The following is an 18,050-nucleotide window of genomic DNA, read 5'->3' on the forward strand; positions in this document are numbered from 1 at the left end:
GTACAGTACTTATCTTATCATTCTACCATATGTGCTAGCTGCTACTGCTATTTTCAATAATTGGGAGATTGCTATGAGAACCAATCACCGTTTCAGTATGACGATATCAGACTTCGTAGTAAAAAAATTAATACTGAGTTACAAAAAATCAACCAAACCTACTACTTGAGTAAGTTTAGTTGATTTCCCTTATTATTTAATAGCAGAAAAAAATCATCAAATAATTCATTCAGCTGTATTCACCTAGTCTAATAATACCATGCGTAATCTATGAACAACATCATGTACATCCTCATCGGTCATCTTCGGATAAAGAGGTAATGTTAACGCCTGTCCATACCATTGCTCAGCGATTGGACATAGCCCTTTCTCGTATCCTAGCTGTTCATAATAGGGAAACCAATATACAGGAATATAATGCACATGTACTCCGATATTAGCAGCACGCATCTCTTCAAATATTTGCTTGCGACTTTTACCAATCACTTCTCTATCTATCTGAATCGAATAGAGATGCCAGCCAGAGTTCGTATGTGCAAGTTGAGATGGCGTATGCACACCTGGAATTTCCATTAGTAATTCTGTATAGATAGCCGCTAACTGCCGACGGCGCTTCATAAATGAATCTAGCTTTTTCATTTGCGAGATACCGAGTGCCGCCTGCAAATCAGTCATACGATAATTGTATCCAAGATCAACCATTTCATAGTACCATTCGCCTTGTTCCTCTGCGTAAGGCGTGCGAGTAATACCATGACTGCGGAATAACTTCAGCTGTTCATAATATTGCTCGCTATTCGTAACGATTACGCCACCCTCTGCTGTAGTCACAGGCTTGACTGGATGGAAACTGAACATCGTCATATCAGCCTGTGAGCCGATCTTTTTTCCTTTATACTCAGCGCCAAGCGAATGAGCACCATCTTGAATAACGACGAGCTGATGTTCTCTTGCGATATCCATAATGACGTCAATCTCGCATGGTTGTCCCGTAAAATCTACAGGGATAATCGCTTTTGTCCGACTTGTAATTTTACTTACAATATCTGAAGGATCAATATTGTAAGTATTCTTATCAATATCTGCGAACACAACATCTGCTCCCATATATCTAGCACAATTGCTACTAGCCGCGAAGGTTATTGGTGTAGTTATTACTTCATCGCCCGCTGTTATGCCTGCAGCATAGCAGGCTCCATGTAGCGCAGCCGTTCCATTGGCAAAGGCTACCGCATACTTCGCACCTACGTAAGCGGCTACTACTTCTTCAAATTGCCGAATATTCGGTCCTGTTGTTAAATATGGAGAGCGTAATGTTGTAATAACAGCTTCAATATCTTCATCATCAATCCATTGTTGACCGTAGGGTAGCATCGACCCTCGAATATGCTCGTTACTCATTTAGAGAGGCACCCTTTCCGCTTACTAGATTAATGTCGTAGAAGATATCCATGTCCTTGTCCTTGCAATACCCTCTTCTAGTGTTACTTGCGGTTCCCAACCTAGTAGTTGTTTTGCTTTTGTAGAATTACATAATAGTTTCTGGATTTCACTTTGCGGATGAATATGCTCTATATGCTCTATCCATGCAACATTGCCTGAAATTAATTCAGCAAGTTCATTGATACTAATATCTCTTCCTAAGCCTGCGTTAACAATATGACCATCAACAGCATCTGAATAACCTGCCTCAACAACAAAACGGGCACAATCCTCTACATATAATAGGTCACGTGTTTGAGTACCTTCCCCATATATGTTAAGTGTAGAACCATTCAATGCCTGCTTAATGAAGATAGCAACAACTCCACCTTCTCCACCTGTTTTTTGGAATGGTCCATACGTATTGAAAGGACGAATAACAACCGTCGGTAAGCCATATGCATGATAATAGGACAGCACCATGTTCTCAGCCGCGATCTTTGCACCAGCATATGGAGAAGCTGGCTTGATTGGATGTGCTTCTGTAATTCCGGTCTCATCTGTACAGCGATCATAGACCATGCAAGTACTCATAAAGACAACCTTGACACTATGTTTACGACATTGTTCCATAACATTAAATGTACCCACTGTATCATTATTAAACGTTGTTCTAGGATCATCAATGGAATCTTGTACATTAATAGAAGCGCCTAAATGATAGCAAATATCATATTTAGTTTCAGAAAAAAGATTTTTTAGCAAATCTTCGTCCATAATAGAGCCGATCACTACTTGATCTAGTCCTTCATGTTCACGAAACTCTTCAATATTTTCATGTCTACCATTGGAAAGATCATCAATAATAGTTAATCTATGACCATCATTTAATAAACGTAGTGCTACCCAACGACCAATAAAACCTGCTCCACCTGTAAGTAAAATATTCATATAGAGGTACTCCTTTTTTTGATAGATGTTTACATCTCGTAGTTATCATATATTATTGAACATACTATTTATCTCAAAAAATACTAACTTATGTTTAGCGGAAAATATCCCAAGTAACAGGGGTTCCTTTTTTCACAGCAGTTTGCACACGTCTGCCTTCAATATGATCTAAATACTTCGTTGGCAATCCAAGACCTGGACGAATTGCTTTTACATGCTCTCTTGTTATTAACTCTCCAGCTTCAAGGTCCGCTGAAATATATAGTGAGCGACGATGTTTCATAGAAGCTTTTTCTGCATCTGTAGCCCCATAATAAATGCGTCCAACTGCTTGCCACGCTTGCTCAGTCTCATGACAAAGTATCGCAAGCTCTGCAGGCTCCATCGAAAAAGCTGAATCTACTCCACCATCAGCACGAGCTAGTGTAAAATGCTTCTCAACAATAACCGCACCGAGTGCAACAGCAGCTACAGAAACTCCCGTCCCCATTGTATGATCTGACAAACCAATATGACATTGGAACAGATCTTTCATATGTGGCAAAGTTGTTAGATTAGTATTACTTGGTGATGCTGGATACGTGCTTGTACATTTAAGTAACACAATGTTTTCGGCACCTGCTTGGCGAGCTTCTCTAACCGTTTCATCTAATTCCGCGATAGACGCCATTCCAGTAGAAATAATAAGTGGTTTTCCCGTTTTTGCTACCTTTCGAATGAGTTGTATATCCGTATTTTCGAATGAAGCAATTTTATATGCGGGCACATTTAAAGATTCAAGAAAGTCTACGGCCGACTCATCGAAAGGTGTGCTGAAAGCTACCATCCCAAGCTCTTCAGCACGCTTAAAAATCGCTGCATGCCATTCCCATGGTGTATATGCTTCTTGATATAAATTATAAAGAGACTCACCTTTCCACAGACTGCTCGGATCTTCGATAAAAAAATCACCCTCATGTATATCAAGCGTCATCGTTTCGGCTGTATAAGTTTGTAGTTTTAGTGCATCTGCGCCCGCCGCCGCTGCTGCTTCAACAATAGCTAACGCTCGTTCCAAAGAATGATTGTGGTTACCTGACATTTCTGCAATAATGAAGGGTTTATGATCAGACCCTACCCATTTATCCCCTATTTTAAATGAATTCATTAGTGATCACCTCTACGATATAATTGTTATTCATTCGATACAGTTTTTGACATGCCTTATACATAGCATATCTCCTATCAAAATCACGTATAAATCTTCGAATACTATTAGTTACTTCCTCAACTGAAACCTCTTCATAATACCCTGCATATTGACAAATACCTAGTCGATCGGCTTCTTCAACAGATTCAATTTGATTATCAGCTACTGCAATTACGATACTGGGTATACTAATCATCATTCTTTCCATCAAAGATATACCTCCTGCACCAATAGCGATATCTCCTTCTGATAATAATTTAGCCATTTCATTGCTTTCAGATAAAATAGTTACTTGATCTAGGTACTTGCAATTCTCTTTAAGTATTTCGAAATTAGTATTTGCTGGTCCAGCTATTATAGTGTAATGAACATTTCCCGTTTCATTTCCAATCAATTCTATTGCCTTGATAATTTTGAAGCATTCTCCTGTTGGATCACTACCTCCAAAGCTTACAACAACTTCACAACGTTCTCTAGTGAAATATTGAGTCTTTCTATATTCATTAAATTCATTTCTCAATAATGCATATTGAGGGCCTAATAACTGAATCGCTCGTTCAGGGATTAATCCCTTATACTTACTTTCTAATCCAGAAGCAAGATTTTGATCTAATAAAATATCACAATCATGAGCTCGATTACCTAAATCATCAATAACCATTATTTTTGTCACATACAGTCGCAACATACTTTCCCATTCGCTATCAAGACCGTAATGATCAACGATAAGAAGATCATAACTTCCATGCAACCCCAAAAACCTTTGACATGTTGTAGCATCTGAATGTATTGATGATTGTTCTTCATCATTTAATAATTGATAATTGTAATTCTGCTCATCTATTAATTGTATAAAGCTCTCTGGAACATCCTCATTTAATAGCCACAATATATGACTATTTTCTAATTGACCTGCTAATGTTAAGCATCTCATACAATGGCCTAAGCCAATTTTAGATGAGCCATTTACTCGAATTACAATTTTCATAGGCATTACCTTCAATTCTAAATTATAACTATCTATTCATTGACTTGAAAATAATCTTTCGAGTAAATGCCACATATATTGAGATTCTACCTCTCTCTCATATATGTGGCATTGACTTGAATATCTACCCAATAAGTTGAGCACTTCATAATAATCACTTACACATCGCATATATCAATAATTTCAACTAAACTTTTTATTTTATAATCCGCATGATATTCCTCTGATCGTTCTAAGTCTGTATAGCTGCCTCGCATAATCTGAATTGTTTTATAACCTAAGGGCTTAATACCAACAAAATCTTTTGCAATATTATCACCCACATATACGATGTCGGCTGGTTCCACGTTCTCTAACGTAGAAATTTTTGTGAAACAATAAGGAGAAGGTTTCGCATGCTTTCTACCATATCGATGAGTAATAAAACATTTTTTGAATAACGATTCTATTCCTAGCGCTTGTAGCTTTTGTTGTTGGACTAACTTATTCCCATCAGTAACAATATAGCATGGAAAATCTATACTTTGTAAATATTGAAGCACTTCTATTGCATCTTGGTGTAGCTGTAATTGCGGGGAATGTAATCGATAAATAGTTATACACCGCTTCACATTTAGTTTACTCCATTGATTAATAGATTTTAGAGCAAGATCAAATACTTTACCTCTACCTTCATTACATAATGTGTCCCACATAAATAACGCAAGCTTATTGGCATCTGCTTGATATTGTATCGCCAATTCTTCGGCAACCGCCTGAAATCCACTCTTTACATAGGTTAATTCATCATATAATGTATCATCTAAATCAAATACAATTACTTTCATATTATCATATCCTCTGCATATCGAATAAGCCGTTTTTCTTCTATTGACCTTTCAAAAATTAATTGATCCGATGAGATTCCATTACTCTCCTGCAAAAACCAATATATACTCTGCAGTCCCGCAGCAAAGGAAAGTGTTGAAGCACCACCGATTCGACAATTACATTCAACAATATGAATTTGATTGTGATTATCTACCAATACTTGAAATAAGATATGACCTCTAAATGGAAACTTATTAACTATTTTCACCATCGCATCCTCTAACACAGGCATACGAATAGTAGTTGTCACTTGTGACTCACCATGCACGACTACTTCTCTTACTCTTACAATAACTCCAGTTACACCCAGCATACTATTATAGATATCAACGCTATACTCCGTTCCAGTAATGTAAGGTTGATATATCGGATGCTCAAGAGTAGTTCCATGCTGTATAGCCTGCTCTTTAGTTAGATTGACACCAATCGCTTTAGATCCGGAGCCAAATCTTTCCTTAACTACATATGCTACGTATTCCTCTGGACAAGTTGAATAACTTGGTATAACCGGAAACTGATGAGAGATTAAAGTTTCACTAAACAATAGCTTGTCAAGACACATCTGAACCGCACTTTCCTCTGAAATCATTACAAATATTCCTTGTTCAGCTAATTGCCGTTTATATTTTGTGAAATAGAGCAATTCGCCATCACGAGTTGGTAGCACTAATGTAATTGTATTTGCTTTACAGAACTCGATAAAGTCTTCTATATCTAATTGATCCAGCTTAGGACAGTTCCAAAAATAGTCAACAAAGTGTTGCCCAATACATTTCTCGTTATTGTCGGCACCATAAATTTTTATATCTTGTGAATAGGAGATTGCTTCTTTTGTTATTGCTTTTAGCAAAGGAACTTTGCTAGAGATACTCATAACAATAATATTCATACACGATCCCCCCATTCATTATGTAATCTTTAGACGTTGTAATGCTTCTGTTCCACATCGGCATTAATCAAAGACAGTTCCGGATTCTCTTGTAATAAATCTTTCACTTGTAGCCAACTGAAAATATCCCCATGATAGAGTTTTTGATACAATGTTTCAATGAGTTGCCAATCCTCAATTGTATCCAGCGTTAATCGATATTTAGAACAATCTTCTCCTGTTCTAAATACTTCGAAATTGAATTGCTCTCTATTACTTTGTATATATGTTGTGACATGTTCACGATCAAAGTCAGAATCAGCATGTAAGTATGCGGCCTCAAGTGCTGGCAATGAAAAGATTTCTGCATCCAACCCGCGTGGAAACACATCCAATCCAATCCGTGCATAGTCACATTTTTTATTAAAATAAAACTCTATTAATTGCTCTAACAAAGTCGGATCGAGTAACGGACAATCCGATGTTACTCGAATAATATGGTCGGCTTCCATTGCAATTGCAGCATCATAGTATCTGTTAAGAACATCCATTTCGCTGCCTCGTACACAGGAAACTCCATATTTAATAGCTTCATCGAATATAACATTATCTTGCTCTAATTCCGTCGTTGCTACAACGACCTTTGTAACTGAAGGAACTGCTTGACATCTTGTAATAACATGACCTAATACAGTTCGATCACCCAACATACGTAACACCTTGCCCGCAAGTCGAGTTGATCCCATTCTAGCTTGAATAATAATAACAAGATTCATATGAATTACTCCTGACATTCATTCTAGTACTCTCTTCACTCTATGAAGTCAACGTTATCTTGCCTTACTTTAATTGAAAATAGCCAGTAATTTGTCTTCCCATACCTAAATCAGCCAACGCTTCGTACAATTTATTTGTTTTTTCTATTGATATTTGATGCATCAACGTATCAATTTGCATTCTTGCTTGATGGCAAGAAGGTCCACTAGACGAATTATTCACGTAATTTGTGCTGCTATTAAACAAATTCCAATCTATCGGGAAATCACTTATCACTTTTTTACATGCCCAATCGTTAATTTCACATAAAGCCGTTAATCCCGCTCGATTGAAATAGGAGATATGATCCGGAACAGCAATCCAATAGGGCCTATCCACGATTTGCTTTGTTTTTAGATAGGTTTGAACGTCGGAGAAATCATTTGGAACCTCGATTAATAGCACCCCATTAGGAGCAATTAACTCTTTGCATTTCTGGAGTAAACTACTTGGTTCAAGAACATGCTCTAAAACATTATCCAACCATAACACATCAAATTTATGGGAATCTCCTATTAAGAAATCTATACTATCCATAATATCCCCAATAATTATGTTGTTGACTACGTGTGGGTTATGAACCTTGCAGCCTTCTTCACTGTAATCAATCCCCAATACATTCCAATTCAAACGTTCAAAATAACTCAATGTCCAACCTTCGCCACAGCCTATATCAAGTATTTTTTTAGTTTGTGTTGGCAATAAAAGTTGTTCCAATATCTCATGCTTTTGAGCGATTTTATTATTTGTATACGTAATTTCTTCATCTGAATACTGTTTTAAGTACAAAGATTTATTTTCCTGATAATATTTATTTGCGTAATATTCTTGAAGATCTTTAGAGCTAGGTTTTTCTGTTAACTCATAGTATCCTAAGTCATTTAATGTGATCATTGATTGCATTATTATTATCTCCATTCAAAGCAGCTTATTCCACTATTCAATAACAATATAAGAACATAACGGTGCTAGAGGACTTCTTCGAATACGATATTTATCTAGACCAAACACTTCTTTCAAAGCAATAGTTTCACCAGGGAATCCTTCAAAGTTTAATTCATCAAAAGCGATAATACTTCCCTTAGTTAATCTATCTTTTATTGCCTCTAAACATTTTCTTGTCGGTGTATAAATATCAAAATCAAAATATGCTAAAGCAACAATCGTTTCAGGATGCTTTTCAAGATAATCATCAATTGTAATACTTGCATCACCTTTGACTAGTTCATACTTTTTTATTTGAGGTATTGGACTATTTGCTCCATGGAAAGATAGTACATCATCCAAATAATCTTCATAGTTTTCAGTAACAGCATAATCTCCTGCTTTTGATCTATTACCATCGTTTTCATGGATCTCTGTGAATCCAGAAAATGTGTCAAACCCAATTATTTTTCTATTGTAGTTATACGGCTCATATATGCCACGAAATGCCTCAAATAGCGCCATATTTTGTCCCCACCGCACGCCAAACTCCATGACAACTCCATGGACCTCTACAATTTGTGAGTATAGGTACTGCATATATAAAATTCTGGATAATGTTTGTCTTTGTAAAAAGAGCCCCATATTATCAAGCAACTCATTATTAGGAATAGGGGTATCCTTAACCATTTGTACAAACGCTTTTTTTCTATCTATTTCTTCTGCACCTGATTGACCCTGCACATTAATTTTCACCATATTAATCCACTCTCCAAACGTTTTTTTCATTCAATTTCATTGAATGCTTTATCATTAATTCTCAGTTCGAATATTCTCTATCAGCTTTTCAACATCGCTGTAGGAAAGTGCTTTTGAATCGTCAAATTCATAATTTGCTTTTGAACGATGTGTATCTACATTCTCATAAAAATGCTGGGGTAAGAAATCGTTTGGAATAATATACATATCATCTAATTCCAATGCTCTTACACTTTCCTCTTCTGTCATCAATTCCTCATACATCTTTTCACCTGGGCGTAATCCAATTTCCTTTATATTAATAACTGGATGATCCAAAGAGAGTTCCTTAGTTACCTTATTAATAACAGCATCCGCCAAATCCTTTAATTTCACTATAGGCATCTTGAGAACAAACACTTCCCCACCCTTTGCAATGTCCATTGCTTTAATTAGTAGTGTTGTTGCTTGCTCTAAAGTCATCATATATCTCAGCATTGATTTACTCGTTATCGTTATTTCTTGATTATTAATGATCTGTTTACGGAATAGAGGTATCACCGATCCCCTTGATCCCATCACATTGCCAAAACGAACGGATGCAAAGACAGTGTCGCTAGCACCCGCCTGATATTGTGCGGCAGATACTAGACGCTCCGCCATTAATTTTGAAGCACCATATGTGTTGGTAGGGGCTATAGCTTTATCTGTGCTTGTAAAGATTGTTTTCTTGACCTTCATTTCCAATGATGCCAATATAATGTTTTGAGTACCTATTATATTCGTTTGCACTGCCTCAAACGGATTATATTCACACGCAGGTACATGCTTCAATGCTGCACAGTTAAACACATAGTCAACATCTTTCATTGCTCGTTTCAGTCGATCTAAGTCACGTACATCCCCGATAAAATAACGCACATTACTATGTTCAGCTAATTCTTGTTGAAGTATAAATTGCTTGTATTCATCCCTACTAAATATTCTGACTACTTTAGGGGATTGCTGTAAAATATATTTCAACAAACTTTGACCTATCGTTCCTGTCCCACCGATAATAAGAACACTTTTATTACTGAAAATTCCCATGTGTATACCTACTTCACTATATTATTCTCTGATTCTTTTTGCTGTAGTAATGTTTCTTTTAAGCTTTCGAATTCTACCTTCATCTCATTAAATGATTGAATAATCATATGATTAAAAGGTAATACGATTTGATTAAGCAATTTTGACTTTTCAATTATAGTTGGTGCTGTTTCGATCTCAATAACCTTTTGATCGTATCGCTTTAATGCATTCCTATTCCATTTCGGTATAATTGTTTTAAATAATAAATGTTCAGTTACTTGTGAGAAATTATTTTCTAGCTTAACAAGCATAGACATTGATTTATTTGGATTTCTACGACTATACTCCTCTACCTTTTTCAAATCTTTTATTGAGCATTCGGATTGAGTAATTAGAAAATCACATTGTACAATAAAATCATCAATCCTCACTAATATATCTTCCCTATTAAATTCACTCATTGTAGCTTTTCTATCTGATATTTCAATAATTTCATCAAAAGAGTAAGCTGAACGATTTACTGATTTGATGACCTCTTCGAAGGGGATATAATCTGCCCCCTTAATTTTAGCACCTAATGAAGACGTATTAATAAATGTTGTGCCTTCCATGCTCTTAATTAAATTTTCAATATCTTCAAGGGTTACTTTCATTGAAAGATTGGTATCATTCAATTGGCCTTTTACATTTTCAACTTTTAGCGTCAAACTATTTGTTTGACTCTTCAGTTGATCTACAGAAGCATGTTTTGCCCCGGGCGAATATATTTCTTTGTTTGGATATGATAAATCTTGCCCTGCATATAAGATGGTTTTAGCACCTAAGTATTTTGCTATTTGGGTAGCAGTACCCGATACCGAATTAGTTGGTCTGAATTTAGGCTCAATTAATTGGTCAGAAAACAAATAATCAATAATACAATCCTCTTCAAAAAATGCATGCAAGTTTTTGGTTGAATGCGTACTTAGAATTGACGAATAAATTTGCGGAATAAATACTAACGGAATTGAGGATGTATCAACATTCTCAAACACTCTACCATTGGTTTCACCCGGGTCCATAGAGACGACTAAGTGTGGCTCTATACCATAATACAATAAGGACTGTACACTAGAACCAGCTGCAATAATTAATAGTTCATCGCGATATTGCTTAATCATTTCAATATCTCGCTTTAATGAAGGACCTCCACCGACCACGAGGGACGTACACCCCTTGAATTTATCCTTTAGTAGTTTAAGTGAGTTTGATTGGCATAGATCACTAATATTTCTAATACTATTCTGATAAGGTAATATACCAAATATTTGTTCAAAACCAATATCAGCTAGATGTCCCTTACTAATTAAATATTCTTGCTCATAGAAGTTTTTTATTGTTTCTAAATCAATAGTGGAGTAAAATGGAATCGCGATATTCACTTTATCTTCTAATACATACACACTAGTATATCCTTGAAATGAACGTAAGTCTTGATCTAGATTTCCTATATTAAATAACTTAATTTGTGGATGGTTAAGTAACTCTTCGATATTCAGTAGTTTTAATGCTTCAATAAAAATATCGATTTCGGGTTCAAGAATATAAAAACTAAGCTTATCATTAAGTTCGATTAGACTCGTCAAATGATAACTTAATCCTAGACCATACATAATAATATGATATTCTCCCTCTTGTAAATATCGATATTCATTAAGCCATTGTTCCAAATCTTGATTTCCCTCTAAATACAACAACTCAATTCCTTGTTCAAATGTATACGACAAATTTGGCATATTATGTTTGTCAAAGGTTAACTTACAGTTTTTCTCGATACCTTTAGCACTTAAATATTGCTGTACTTTATCAAATAACTCTGATTTATATTTAAATAGAAACAATAAGTTTTCCTCTAATAAATCTGTCATTATCTTCCTCCGACGGTCTGTAATAATCTTATATCATGTAAGTCGATATACTATATATATCGACAAATTTCAAATAACTATTAACAAAAAAAGCTGCCATATGGCAGCTTTTTTTGTTAATAGTTATTATCCTAGTAATTTTAGTACGTTTTGAGGTACAGAGTTTGCTTGTGCAAGCATAGAAGTACCAGCTTGTACTAGAATTTGGTTTTTCGTGAAGTTTGTCATTTCAGCAGCCATATCAGCGTCACGGATACGAGAATGTGCAGCAGATAGGTTTTCTTTGTTAACACCTAGGTTGTTAACAGTGTGTTCAAGACGGTTTTGAACCGCACCGAATGTAGCACGTTGTGTAGATACATTTTCAATTGCCTTAGAAACAGCAGCAATTGCAGCACTTGCTCCAGCACTTGTAGCAATTGTAATACCTGGAATACTAATTGCAGTAGCGCCCATATTTTTAGTTCCTACAGAAATTACATCAGTGTTATTAACACCTGTTTGGAATGTAATTGTTGCAGAAGCATTCAATAAGCTAATACCATTGAATTTTGTTCCTGTAGCAATGTTATCAATTTCTTTAACAAGTTCAGCTACTTCTAACTGAAGCTTTGAACGGTCCTCAGTAGAATACGTACCGTTTTTAGATTGGTTAGCTAGTGTATTGATACGTTGTAACATAGCGTGAGTTTCAGTAAGTGCACCCTCAGCTGTTTGGATCAAAGAGATACCATCTTGAGCATTACGTTGTGCTTGATTCATTCCGTTGATTTGGTAGCGCATTTTTTCAGAGATCGCAAGACCTGCAGCATCGTCAGCAGCACGGTTAATACGGTATCCAGAAGAAAGTTTCTCCATTGTTTTGTTCATTGCGCCGTTGTTTGAAGTTAAGTTACGGTGTGCGTTCATCGCACCAACGTTTGTGTTAATAAACATAATTATCATCCTCCATGATTGGGTTTTCATGCCACATCCTTGTGGTCACAATATCTATATCGGAATAACCCTCTTAATAGTTAATAGATAAGAGATAAAAACAAAAAAAGTTACCCAAAGGTAACTTTTTTGTTCAAATATTATCCTAATAGTTTAAGAACGTTTTGTGGTACAGAGTTAGCTTGAGCCAACATAGAAGTACCCGCTTGAACTAGAATTTGGTTTTTCGTGAAGTTTGTCATTTCAGCTGCCATATCAGCATCACGGATACGAGAATGTGCAGCAGATAGGTTTTCTTTGTTAACACCAAGGTTATTAACAGTATGCTCAAGACGGTTTTGAACCGCACCAAATGTAGCACGTTGTGTAGATACATTTTCAATTGCAGTAGAAACAGCAGAAATCATAGCACTTGCACCAGCAGATGTGGCAATTGTAGCTGCTGCAAGAATACCAATGGCAGAAGCTCCCATATTTTTAGTCGCTACAGTAATCACATCAGTGTTATTAACACCTGTTTGGAATGAAATAGTTTTAGCAGAAGCTAACAAAGTAATACCATTGAACTTTGTTCCTGTAGCAATATTGCCGATTTCTTTAACTAGTTCAGTCACTTCTAATTGAAGCTTTGCACGGTCCTCAGTAGAATACGTACCGTTTTTAGATTGGTTAGCAAGTGTATTGATACGTTGTAGCATAGCATGAGTTTCAGTCAATGCACCCTCAGCTGTTTGGATCAAAGAGATACCATCTTGAGCGTTACGTTGTGCTTGATTCATACCATTGATTTGGTAGCGCATTTTTTCAGAGATCGCAAGACCTGCAGCATCATCAGCAGCACGGTTAATACGGTATCCAGAAGAAAGTTTTTCCATTGTTTTGTTCATTGCGCCGTTGTTTGAAGTTAAGTTACGGTGTGCGTTCATCGCACCAACGTTTGTGTTAATAAACATAATTATCATCCTCCATGATTGGTTTAGTAGTGCCACGTCCTTGTGGTCACAATATATATATCGGAAGCCTTGTAGAGAAAGTTAATAGATTTCAAAACTAATTTTTAAAATCTATATAATAGGAAACAACCTCTCCTGGAGCAACTCCCCCATATGTTTGGAGCGTCTTACGTTGATCTTTAATATTTTTCATCTCAATTGAGTTACCATCAGACCAAATGATAATATTACGCTGAATCTCTTCATTCATCGAATTCAATAGTTGCACGGTATTAGCAGTAGAGCTAGTATCTATTGAAAGTTGAGATACTAGCTCTATACTTTCACTAACAGCAGCCTGTAATTCTGTTTTGCTAGATTCTAATCTTTCCAAAGATTCCAAAACTTCTTCTGATTGTTCACCGCTCGTTAACGATAGCTGCTGTCTTAAAACTTCTTTAAGCTGTAATAATTGCTGCTCTAGATTAGCTAATTCATTAGCCATTCATCTGCACTTCCTTGCCTATAGCCTGCCACGCTTCACGAATATCCTTAATAATAGATATCGCTTCATGTATTGGTTCAACAGACTTCTTAATATTTGCCTGAATAAGCAAGTCGATGACATAGCGATAAAGGTTATTAAGATTTACCGCTATATCATCACCTTGATCAAAATTAAGACAAGCGATTAGTTCGTTAACAATTTCTTGAGCTTTGGATAATGATAGATTAGTAGCTTCAATATCTAGAGCCTGAACATTCGCGATAGATTGGTTCATAAATCTAATTGCCCCATCGTAGAGCATCGTAATTAGACGGTGAGGAGAAGCAGTCTCGTATTTATTTTTCTGATAAACCTGATATCCATTAAAGTTAGAGATCACTAATTCTTCATCCCCTTATTGTACTTTATTTCTTAGTGTTAAGTAGAGATTCAAATTGACTTGATAACCAATCCTGTTCACTCTTCAGTGATGATAGCATAACTTCCATTCTACTGTACTGTAATTTCATACGATCTTCTTTCACTTGCAGTCTCAGTTCCATTGCGCTTAAGCGTTCATCTACCATTTTAATTTCACTATCATAGCCAGTAACTTTCATAGCCAGCGTGCCATTAATAGTACCCGTATAATTTTTCACAAGAGCGTTTTGCAAAGTATCCATACGATCTGAAAAAATAGATGTAACTTTATCAGGATTTTCTTTAAGAGCTGTGCCAAATACCGTTTTGTCAAACGTAATTTTACCTGTCATTAAGCTACCATTGGTAACGCCTTTATCTATACTAATTCCAATGTCCTCCATAAATCCAGCAAAAGCACCATCCTTTGAAACCATACCTGTAAATATACTATACATCTCATTTTGAATAGCTTTCAGTGTAGAATCACCTTGCAAGGGATTAACAACTACTTTATCATCTGGGTTAGTTAGGTTTGTTGTCGGTGAATTTTCTGGTTTAGATAGATTTTTTTTCAATAGATCAACGATATCGTTATATGCCTTTACGAATTCTTCGACTTGCTTAGTGACTGCTTCTACGTCTTTACCAATAGTAAGTGTTGAAGTCCCTACGGCTTGCAGGTTCAATGTTACGCCATTAATTGCATCAGAAATTGTATTAGAAGGACGTGTTACTGTCACTCCATCAACAGTAAATATTGCATTCTGACCAGCTTGTAATTCCGTACTTGAATCCGTAATTGAACCTGTAGTAAGTGTGAAGTTAACACTAGATGCTCCTGTAGAAGTAACACTTAATGTCAAATCTCCTGATCCCGTAGGATCAACTATGGATGCTTTCCCGCCATATTCAGTGCTACTATTAATTTTATTTACTAATGCATCTAGCGCTTCTTTATTGTTGGTGATAGGTTTTTCGGTAGTCGCCAACGTAGCAATATTAATATCTTTACCATTAATTGTGAAAGTTGCAGTCGTTAGATTAGTTCCAGCCTTGTCAATACCAGATAATCCTGTAATTTGACTCTGAGCGAGTTGCGTAACATTGATGGTATAACTACCAGCTACAGCGTTATCTGCCGCAGTAGCACTTCCGACACCAGTATTGGAAAATGTGCCCATATTTTTGTTGAATGATGTACTGTATTGCATATCGCTCGCTTGTCTTTGAAGAGCACTTAGCTTCGTATTCAATTGACGGAATACGGCTTGCTCCGTTTGCAAATTAGACTTTTTCGACTGTAGATTAGTATACGGTAAACGCTCAATAGACATAAGATCTTTAATAATTTGAGCAGTATCCAATCCCGATGATAGACCATTAATACTGAATGCCATAATATTCACTCCTCAATAATAATTTGTATTTAACGTTTTTCATCAATGAAAAATCCGATCATGTCCTTTAACTTGGCCGCTAACTCGATAATATGCTTACCAGGAATACTTTCAATAACCTCTTGCGTACGAGAATCGAATACTTCCACATAATACTGTTCGGCCTTTTCACTAAACTTGATACGCATGGATTTACTTTCCATTTTTAGTGTTGCGTTGACTTTCTCCACTTCCTTGTAGAGTCTGTCTCTGTCTTGCTCTGTGAATTTAGAATCTGCGTTGTTAATAGCATGTGCAGAAGAGCCGATTTTCTGAATTTCCTGTGAAGCCTCTACTTGCTTCTTCACTCCAGGTAATTGACTCCAATCAACTGAGGATCCATCCATACGATTGATTGAACTAAACACAATAATTCCTCCCTTAACTGTTATCGTTATGGAGAGATCTCTTCTTAAGCTGCTTCAATATTTCCTTAGTGTCATGATCACTCGACATTACTGACTTCACATTTTCTGCTTCGATAGCGTCATACACTTCAGATCGTAAAATCTGAATATGCTTGGGAGCTTCGAATCCCAACTTGATCGTATCGCCCTCAACTGCTAATACATGAACTTCTATATCATTGGCAATCCGAACAACCTCGCCTACTTTGCGCTTCAATACTAGCATTCAACCTCACCTTTAATTACCAATGGCGCTCGTAGGCTTAGTGAATCATCTGAAACGACATATTGGCAACCTTTCTGTGTAGTCGATACGACAAGAATAGGTGCCCGTAAATTAATAAAAGGACTGTTATCAATAAATCGCAATACATAAAATATTGCTAATTCATCTTCATCTTGAACGCCCAGTTGTTCCACAGTTGATTCATCTATGTGAAAGCTAATGTTATTCTCACTGTAAGCAGCTGGAACTAATAATAAGCTGATTTCTTCACTAAATGACTGCAAAATAAATAGTTCAGTATCTTCATAAGGCAGTAATGCAAATTGCTTTAGATGAGAAAAGCCCACAATACCTTGTGCAAAATGAAAGATTTGATGATCTTCTACGATGATTTCGCCATAAAGATTGCTCTTTATCACTTGATTAGAAACGGTGTTCTCACCCATGTATACTGCACTCCCTCAACTTACTAACGAATATAATCCAGTAATGACATCTGCATCACTTTTGCTCCAACAGATAGGGAAGCTTGCAGAACGTTCTGCTGTAGCTGTAATTGAATAATCGCATCAGCCATATCTACATCAGCAACACTTGATCTCAATGTTGTTAAGCTTACCTTCTCATCCGCGATACGGCTTTGAATCAATTCAAATCGATTCATACGCGCGCCAACCTCAGCAAGACTTAACGAGATTTGTCCGATTGCACCATCGATATCAGTTAAGCTAGCGGATAAAGCGGTTTGGTCTGCTGGCTGACCACCATTTAGATGACCAATAATATCATCAAACATTTGGAAGATATTATTTCCAGGAACTGCTGGAACTACTGGCGGACCTGGTTGCTCTGGTGTTCCTGCTTTACCAAATATCGTTTCTCCCGAAAGACTCACTTCTACAGTAACAGATGAGCTCACATTCAAGTAATATACGCCACTATCCGTAGTATTATATGCTGCATTCGCTGATGAATAGGGTTGTACGTCTGTTTTCTGACCGTTGAATATATGTCGACCGTCATACGTACTATTACCGATCGAAACCATCTGTTCACGAAGCTGTGACACTTCAAGACCGATTTGTTCTCTAACTTCAGGGGTTACTGTACCATTTGCCGCCTGATTCACAAGTGTGTTCACACGTTGTAAAATAGCATTCGCTTGTTGCAACACAGAATCCGTCTGACTTAACCAACCATATCCTGTATTCGCATTGGCAAGATATTGTTCATTACGACTAAGCTCTGTCGTATAGCGCATCTGATAGCCAATTCCAACAGGATCATCACTTGGCTTACTAATCTTCTGGCCAGTAGCTAGCTTGTTCTGCCAACCCAATATATTATTACTATTGTTACCGATATTACGTAACAACTGCGTATTTTGCATCATACTAGTAATTCGCATAATCTACCTCCTCCAATTTTTTCATTGCTGACTCAATAGCTTCCAATAATG

At 36.5% G+C, this 18,050-nt stretch carries 20 protein-coding genes; all 20 read right to left on the reverse strand.

Annotated features, from left to right (window positions below; genetic code table 11):
* Positions 1–243 precede the first annotated feature (243 nt).
* A complete protein-coding gene (gene pseC, locus AC1TO5_RS18035) occupies positions 244–1,401 on the reverse strand; it encodes a UDP-4-amino-4,6-dideoxy-N-acetyl-beta-L-altrosamine transaminase (RefSeq protein WP_482064229.1) in 1,158 nt (385 codons plus the stop codon).
* Between the two features lie 24 nt (positions 1,402–1,425).
* The gene (locus AC1TO5_RS18040) at positions 1,426–2,373 is read right to left on the reverse strand and encodes an NAD-dependent epimerase/dehydratase family protein (protein ID WP_482064230.1); all 948 of its coding nucleotides are present in this window, start codon (positions 2,371–2,373) and stop codon (positions 1,426–1,428) included.
* A 94-nt stretch (positions 2,374–2,467) separates the two neighbouring features.
* Positions 2,468–3,520, reverse strand: a complete 1,053-nt coding sequence (pseI, locus tag AC1TO5_RS18045) for a pseudaminic acid synthase (protein ID WP_482064231.1) — start codon at positions 3,518–3,520, stop codon at positions 2,468–2,470.
* Positions 3,507–4,550 (reverse strand): UDP-2,4-diacetamido-2,4,6-trideoxy-beta-L-altropyranose hydrolase, encoded by a 1,044-nt coding sequence (pseG, locus tag AC1TO5_RS18050; RefSeq protein WP_482064232.1) that lies wholly within the window; start codon positions 4,548–4,550, stop codon positions 3,507–3,509. Before pseG ends, pseI begins: the two co-directional genes overlap by 14 nt.
* Before the next feature lie 158 nt (positions 4,551–4,708).
* Entirely contained in the window at positions 4,709–5,377 is a 669-nt protein-coding gene (locus tag AC1TO5_RS18055; RefSeq protein WP_482064233.1) for an HAD family hydrolase, read from the reverse strand.
* Positions 5,374–6,309 carry an ATP-grasp domain-containing protein gene (locus AC1TO5_RS18060; protein ID WP_482064234.1) on the reverse strand — a complete coding sequence of 312 codons (936 nt, stop codon included), beginning with the start codon at positions 6,307–6,309 and terminating at the stop codon, positions 5,374–5,376. Before AC1TO5_RS18060 ends, AC1TO5_RS18055 begins: the two co-directional genes overlap by 4 nt.
* Before the next feature lie 29 nt (positions 6,310–6,338).
* Positions 6,339–7,064, reverse strand: coding sequence for a cytidylyltransferase domain-containing protein (locus tag AC1TO5_RS18065; RefSeq protein WP_482064235.1), 726 nt, complete (start codon positions 7,062–7,064; stop codon positions 6,339–6,341).
* Between the two features lie 64 nt (positions 7,065–7,128).
* Positions 7,129–8,007: a class I SAM-dependent methyltransferase gene (locus AC1TO5_RS18070; protein WP_482064236.1), complete on the reverse strand. Its 879-nt coding sequence runs from the start codon at positions 8,005–8,007 to the stop codon at positions 7,129–7,131.
* Between the two features lie 33 nt (positions 8,008–8,040).
* Positions 8,041–8,787 (reverse strand): crotonobetainyl-CoA--carnitine CoA-transferase, encoded by a 747-nt coding sequence (locus AC1TO5_RS18075; RefSeq protein ID WP_482064237.1) that lies wholly within the window; start codon positions 8,785–8,787, stop codon positions 8,041–8,043.
* Positions 8,788–8,841: 54 nt separating this feature from the next.
* A complete protein-coding gene (locus tag AC1TO5_RS18080) occupies positions 8,842–9,855 on the reverse strand; it encodes a UDP-N-acetylglucosamine 4,6-dehydratase family protein (protein ID WP_482064238.1) in 1,014 nt (337 codons plus the stop codon).
* Between the two features lie 8 nt (positions 9,856–9,863).
* Entirely contained in the window at positions 9,864–11,744 is a 1,881-nt protein-coding gene (locus AC1TO5_RS18085; protein WP_482064239.1) for a motility associated factor glycosyltransferase family protein, read from the reverse strand.
* Positions 11,745–11,870: 126 nt separating this feature from the next.
* Positions 11,871–12,686, reverse strand: a complete 816-nt coding sequence (locus AC1TO5_RS18090; protein WP_482064328.1) for a flagellin N-terminal helical domain-containing protein — start codon at positions 12,684–12,686, stop codon at positions 11,871–11,873.
* Positions 12,687–12,820: 134 nt separating this feature from the next.
* On the reverse strand, positions 12,821–13,639 hold the full coding sequence (locus tag AC1TO5_RS18095; RefSeq protein ID WP_482064329.1) for a flagellin N-terminal helical domain-containing protein: 819 nt from the start codon (positions 13,637–13,639) through the stop codon (positions 12,821–12,823).
* Between the two features lie 91 nt (positions 13,640–13,730).
* Complete coding sequence (locus AC1TO5_RS18100) at positions 13,731–14,117, reverse strand: hypothetical protein (protein WP_482064240.1); 387 nt, start codon at positions 14,115–14,117, stop codon at positions 13,731–13,733.
* The gene (gene fliS, locus AC1TO5_RS18105) at positions 14,110–14,499 is read right to left on the reverse strand and encodes a flagellar export chaperone FliS (protein ID WP_482064241.1); all 390 of its coding nucleotides are present in this window, start codon (positions 14,497–14,499) and stop codon (positions 14,110–14,112) included. Before fliS ends, AC1TO5_RS18100 begins: the two co-directional genes overlap by 8 nt.
* 25 nt (positions 14,500–14,524) lie before the next feature.
* Positions 14,525–15,919: a flagellar filament capping protein FliD gene (gene fliD / locus AC1TO5_RS18110; protein ID WP_482064242.1), complete on the reverse strand. Its 1,395-nt coding sequence runs from the start codon at positions 15,917–15,919 to the stop codon at positions 14,525–14,527.
* A gap of 29 nt (positions 15,920–15,948) precedes the next feature.
* Entirely contained in the window at positions 15,949–16,326 is a 378-nt protein-coding gene (locus tag AC1TO5_RS18115) for a flagellar protein FlaG (protein WP_482064243.1), read from the reverse strand.
* 13 nt (positions 16,327–16,339) lie between these two features.
* The gene (csrA, locus tag AC1TO5_RS18120; protein WP_482064244.1) at positions 16,340–16,591 is read right to left on the reverse strand and encodes a carbon storage regulator CsrA; all 252 of its coding nucleotides are present in this window, start codon (positions 16,589–16,591) and stop codon (positions 16,340–16,342) included.
* Positions 16,585–17,037 carry a flagellar assembly protein FliW gene (fliW, locus tag AC1TO5_RS18125; RefSeq protein WP_482064245.1) on the reverse strand — a complete coding sequence of 151 codons (453 nt, stop codon included), beginning with the start codon at positions 17,035–17,037 and terminating at the stop codon, positions 16,585–16,587. Before fliW ends, csrA begins: the two co-directional genes overlap by 7 nt.
* A 23-nt stretch (positions 17,038–17,060) precedes the next feature.
* A complete protein-coding gene (gene flgL, locus AC1TO5_RS18130; protein WP_482064246.1) occupies positions 17,061–17,999 on the reverse strand; it encodes a flagellar hook-associated protein FlgL in 939 nt (312 codons plus the stop codon).
* Between the last annotated feature and the right edge of the window lie 51 nt (positions 18,000–18,050).

The organism is Paenibacillus sp. Y930 (genome assembly GCF_056786375.1).

What these genes read in the sequence shown, in the direction of transcription:
- pseC (WP_482064229.1), bottom strand. Translation starts at nt 1,401, where the DNA reads ATGAGTAACGAGCATATTCGAGGGTCGATGCTACCCTACGGTCAACAA.
- AC1TO5_RS18040 (WP_482064230.1), bottom strand. Translation starts at nt 2,373, where the DNA reads ATGAATATTTTACTTACAGGTGGAGCAGGTTTTATTGGTCGTTGGGTA.
- pseI (WP_482064231.1), bottom strand. Translation starts at nt 3,520, where the DNA reads ATGAATTCATTTAAAATAGGGGATAAATGGGTAGGGTCTGATCATAAA.
- pseG (WP_482064232.1), bottom strand. Translation starts at nt 4,550, where the DNA reads ATGAAAATTGTAATTCGAGTAAATGGCTCATCTAAAATTGGCTTAGGC.
- AC1TO5_RS18055 (WP_482064233.1), bottom strand. Translation starts at nt 5,377, where the DNA reads ATGAAAGTAATTGTATTTGATTTAGATGATACATTATATGATGAATTA.
- AC1TO5_RS18060 (WP_482064234.1), bottom strand. Translation starts at nt 6,309, where the DNA reads ATGAATATTATTGTTATGAGTATCTCTAGCAAAGTTCCTTTGCTAAAA.
- AC1TO5_RS18065 (WP_482064235.1), bottom strand. Translation starts at nt 7,064, where the DNA reads ATGAATCTTGTTATTATTATTCAAGCTAGAATGGGATCAACTCGACTT.
- AC1TO5_RS18070 (WP_482064236.1), bottom strand. Translation starts at nt 8,007, where the DNA reads ATGCAATCAATGATCACATTAAATGACTTAGGATACTATGAGTTAACA.
- AC1TO5_RS18075 (WP_482064237.1), bottom strand. Translation starts at nt 8,787, where the DNA reads ATGGTGAAAATTAATGTGCAGGGTCAATCAGGTGCAGAAGAAATAGAT.
- AC1TO5_RS18080 (WP_482064238.1), bottom strand. Translation starts at nt 9,855, where the DNA reads ATGGGAATTTTCAGTAATAAAAGTGTTCTTATTATCGGTGGGACAGGA.
- AC1TO5_RS18085 (WP_482064239.1), bottom strand. Translation starts at nt 11,744, where the DNA reads ATGACAGATTTATTAGAGGAAAACTTATTGTTTCTATTTAAATATAAA.
- AC1TO5_RS18100 (WP_482064240.1), bottom strand. Translation starts at nt 14,117, where the DNA reads ATGGCTAATGAATTAGCTAATCTAGAGCAGCAATTATTACAGCTTAAA.
- fliD (WP_482064242.1), bottom strand. Translation starts at nt 15,919, where the DNA reads ATGGCATTCAGTATTAATGGTCTATCATCGGGATTGGATACTGCTCAA.
- csrA (WP_482064244.1), bottom strand. Translation starts at nt 16,591, where the DNA reads ATGCTAGTATTGAAGCGCAAAGTAGGCGAGGTTGTTCGGATTGCCAAT.
- fliW (WP_482064245.1), bottom strand. Translation starts at nt 17,037, where the DNA reads ATGGGTGAGAACACCGTTTCTAATCAAGTGATAAAGAGCAATCTTTAT.
- flgL (WP_482064246.1), bottom strand. Translation starts at nt 17,999, where the DNA reads ATGCGAATTACTAGTATGATGCAAAATACGCAGTTGTTACGTAATATC.